Annotated in this window: 2 protein-coding genes and 1 pseudogene; all 3 read right to left on the bottom strand. The window is 69.7% G+C overall.

Features of this window, described 5'->3' with window-relative positions:
- Positions 1-711: pseudogene (locus OC446_RS22165) on the bottom strand (hypothetical protein); the annotation flags it as partial.
- A 9-nt stretch (positions 712-720) separates the two neighbouring features.
- Positions 721-2,169, bottom strand: a complete 1,449-nt coding sequence (locus OC446_RS22160; RefSeq protein ID WP_262031186.1) for an HlyD family type I secretion periplasmic adaptor subunit — start codon at positions 2,167-2,169, stop codon at positions 721-723.
- A partial coding sequence (locus OC446_RS22155) for an ATP-binding cassette domain-containing protein (RefSeq protein WP_262031185.1) occupies positions 2,166-3,400 on the bottom strand: 1,235 nt, incomplete at its 5' end. The genes OC446_RS22160 and OC446_RS22155, both read right to left, overlap by 4 nt.

Genomic DNA, 3,400 nt, shown 5'->3' with positions numbered 1-3,400 from the left:
GGTGCCGTCCGGCGAACGGGTGCCGTGCGAGAGGCGCGCGCCGTCCGGAACGCCGAGGATCGTCACGAGCAGGACCTCCGAGCCGTTCGCACCGGTCAGAGCTGCCGCAAGGTCAAGTGCAATCGCTTGATCCTCTTGGCCCGCCGCATCGCTGACCCGTACGCCCGGAGGCGAGGCGCGGCCGTCCTGCGGGTCTTCGGGCTGCGGCTGGTGAGGCTCCGGGAAGGGGATTGTCGCAGGTCCATCGGATGGGACGCCGCGCGTCGCTGCAGGCTCCGACGAAATCGCGATGTCGTGCGCGGAAGGCGTGGCCTCGGGCGTCCCATGCGATCCGCCAATTCTCGGCGCGGCGCCCGGGCGAGGCGCCGGCGCCTCCACCGCGATCAGCGGCTCTGTCGCGGCGGTCTCAAGGGAGACGGTTCTCGCGGCAGGAACCGGCGCTGTGAGCGGCTCCAGCCGAATCTCCTCCTGACGAGGGGCCAATTCGTCGGCCATCGGATGGATGCCGCCTGCCCTGCCGATGGCACCGCCTGAAGGCGAGCCCGGCATCATGCCGAAGGCCGCGACCGCCTCGGTCCCGCCGGCGAGGTTGCCGGCTGCTCCGCCGTCCCCCCCGGGGACCGTCCTTTGGACGGCGCGCAGGGCACGCAGGGCTTCCTCGTCCACGACGCTGGCGTCGAACGGGATGGTGAGGTCGGATTGCTGGGTCATGATGTGCGCTCAGCGTTCGTGGAAAGATCCGGCCATGGCCGAATAGATCGGCTTCAGCAGGTATTGGAGAACCGTCTTGGTGCCGGTCGTGATGTCCGCCTGGACGGTCATGCCCGCCGCGAGCTGCGCATGACGCGGATCGTGCCCGACATATTGCTGCTTGAGCGCGATGCGCGCGCGGTAATGCGGCTGCCGCTGCTCGTCGAGGAAGGTGCCGGCCGACACGCGCTCCACCCTGCCCTCCACGGATCCAAAGCGGGCATAGTCGAAGGCCTGCACCTTCACGTGAACCTGCTGGCCGACCTCGATGAAGCCGATATCCCGCGGCATGAGCCGGACATCGGCGACGAGCTGCGCATCCTGAGGCATGATCTCCGCCACGAGGCCGCCGGGCGGGAGAACCGTTCCGGGCCGATGAACCGCGAGCCCGCGCACGACACCGTCGATCGGCGCGCGCAGCATGACGCGTTCGGCGCGATCTTCCAGCTTGCGGACGAGTTCGGTCGTCTCGGCGACGTCCAGGGCGACGCGTGCTGCCTCCTGGCGCGCCTCGTCCACGGCCGCCGATTGCGCCTCGGTGATGCGGGCTTCCGCCTCTGCCAGACTGCGCTGCGCTGTCACTCGCTGGCCGACGAGCCGCTCATGCTCGGCCTTCGCGCTCATGAAGAGCCGCTGGGCCTCCAGCACGGAAAGCCGGGTCGTGAGCCCATTGCTGGCGAGGTCTTCCCGGATTCCCAGTTCCTTCGAATGCAGCGCCATCTGCTCCTGCACGGAGGAGATCTGCCCGCCGAGCGTCAGGAGATCGCTCCGGCGCTGCGCCACCTGTTCCTGCAGAACGGCGACACGGTCGGCCAGGGCCCGCAGGCGTGAATTCAGAGCGGCGCGCTGCGGCTCGACGAACAGGCCGGAAGTCAGCGGCAGCAGGGGCTGAGCGTCCCCACCGGCACTCGCGACGATCCCGGCCGCGGGCGTCTGGCGCCCACGAAGGTCGAGTGCCACGATATGGCCGTCCGCGGCGGCTGCAAGACGCTGCGCCTGGAGCTGCAGGGATTCCAGCCGGTGGCGGGCCTGAGCCAACTCGGATTGCGCCACGGCGTCGTTCATGCGCAGCAGGGGCTGGCCCGCCTCGACCGCTTCGCCCTCGTTTACCAGAACCTCCGCGACGATGCCCCCTTCGAGATGCTGGATCGGTGCGGCCGCGACCATCGGAGAGATTTCCCCGGTGCCGACTGCAACTTCCGGAACTCGGGTCAGGGCCGCCCAGGACACGCCGGCCGCCACAAGGATCCCGGTCCCCAAAACGACGGCCCGCTCAAGTCCCCTCACGCGCAGCTCTTCGAGGGCCAGAACATGACCGTCCGGACGGGGCTGGCGGCTGGCCCGGGGCAGAATGCCGCGATCGAGGCTCGCTGGCAGGATCTCGCCGTTGACGGGAGGGGTCGCGGTCTTGCTCATCATGCAACTTTCGGACTGTTGGCGGCCGACAGGTTCGCGAAGGCGGCATTCGCCAGCGACGGGCCGATCGGGGTTCTCGTCGGACGCGGGCCGCCGGGAGCCGACTGCTGTTCGAGTTCTTCGACCTGTCCATCGCGCAAGCGCAGGACCCGGTCGGCCAGCCGGATATGGCTCGGCCGGTGCGTCGCCATGAGGATGGTGCAGCGGCCGCGATGCGAGGCGATGACGTCGGTGAAGGCTTTGGCGCAGGCATCGTCGAGACCGGCCACTGGCTCGTCGAGCAGCAGGATCGGTGCATCGCGCAGCAGGGCGGCCGCGAGGGCGATCCGCTGCAGGATGCTGCGCGGAAGGCGGCCGCTCTGGTTGTCGCCGACACGGGTGTCGAAGCCCTGCGGCAGAGCCTCGATGGCCTCCAGCACGCCCGCCTCTTCGGCTGCCCCGCGCAGGTCCGTATCCGACGCGCTGGGACGGGCGAGGCGCAGGTTCTGCGCCACGGTGCCGTAGAGAAGCCCAGGCGATTGCGGCACCCAGCCGATGCTGCGGCGGAGAACCGCCGGGCTGAAGGAACGGACGTCATGGCTGTCGATCCGCACCAGGCCGCCCTGCGGCCGATAAAGGCCCGCGGTCAGCAGCAGCAGGGTCGACTTGCCGCTCCCTTCCGCACCGGTCACGGCCACGACCTGCCCGGGCTGGATGGAGAAGCTGGCGCCGGCCAGAACCGGCTCCGATTGCGGCAGATAACGAAGCGTCACGCGCTGGAACACGATGGCGCCCTGCTCCGGTGGGGCCATCCGCGCCTCGAGCGGCGGAGGCCGCTCCGTCTCCAGGGACATCAGGCCGTCGACCTGGCGGATCGAGGCTTGCGTCTGCTCCCAGCGGGACAGCATGACGAAGCAGGTCTGCATGGGGCCGAGAATGCGCCAGATCAGCATCATGCCGGCAATGAGCGCGCCGGCCGTCATGGCGCCGCCCAGAACCGAAAGTACGCCCATAACAACGGCCGCCAGTCCCGACAGGGTCACGAGCGCCTGGCTCGCGGCAAGGACGGATCCGGCGAGCGTGCTGACCCGGGCCGACGAGACGGCGGCGGCTGCGGCGGCGGACGTGTAGCGATCGATCCAGCGCTCCTCCGCTCCGACGAGCTTCAGGGTCCTGACGGTTTCAAGGGCCTCCACGGCCAGCGCTTCCCGCATCTGGTTGGCGCGGGCCGCCTGTTCGATGGCAAGCCGCATCG

This window comes from Microvirga sp. Mcv34 (assembly GCF_024519725.1).
Taxonomy (GTDB): domain Bacteria; phylum Pseudomonadota; class Alphaproteobacteria; order Rhizobiales; family Beijerinckiaceae; genus Microvirga.
The sequence above is the reverse complement of the archived record's forward strand: the minus strand, read 5'-3'. Positions and strand labels throughout refer to the sequence as shown.

Excerpts from the sequence above, each read along its gene's own strand:
- OC446_RS22160 (WP_262031186.1), bottom strand. The coding sequence starts at position 2,169 with ATGATGAGCAAGACCGCGACCCCTCCCGTCAACGGCGAGATCCTGCCA.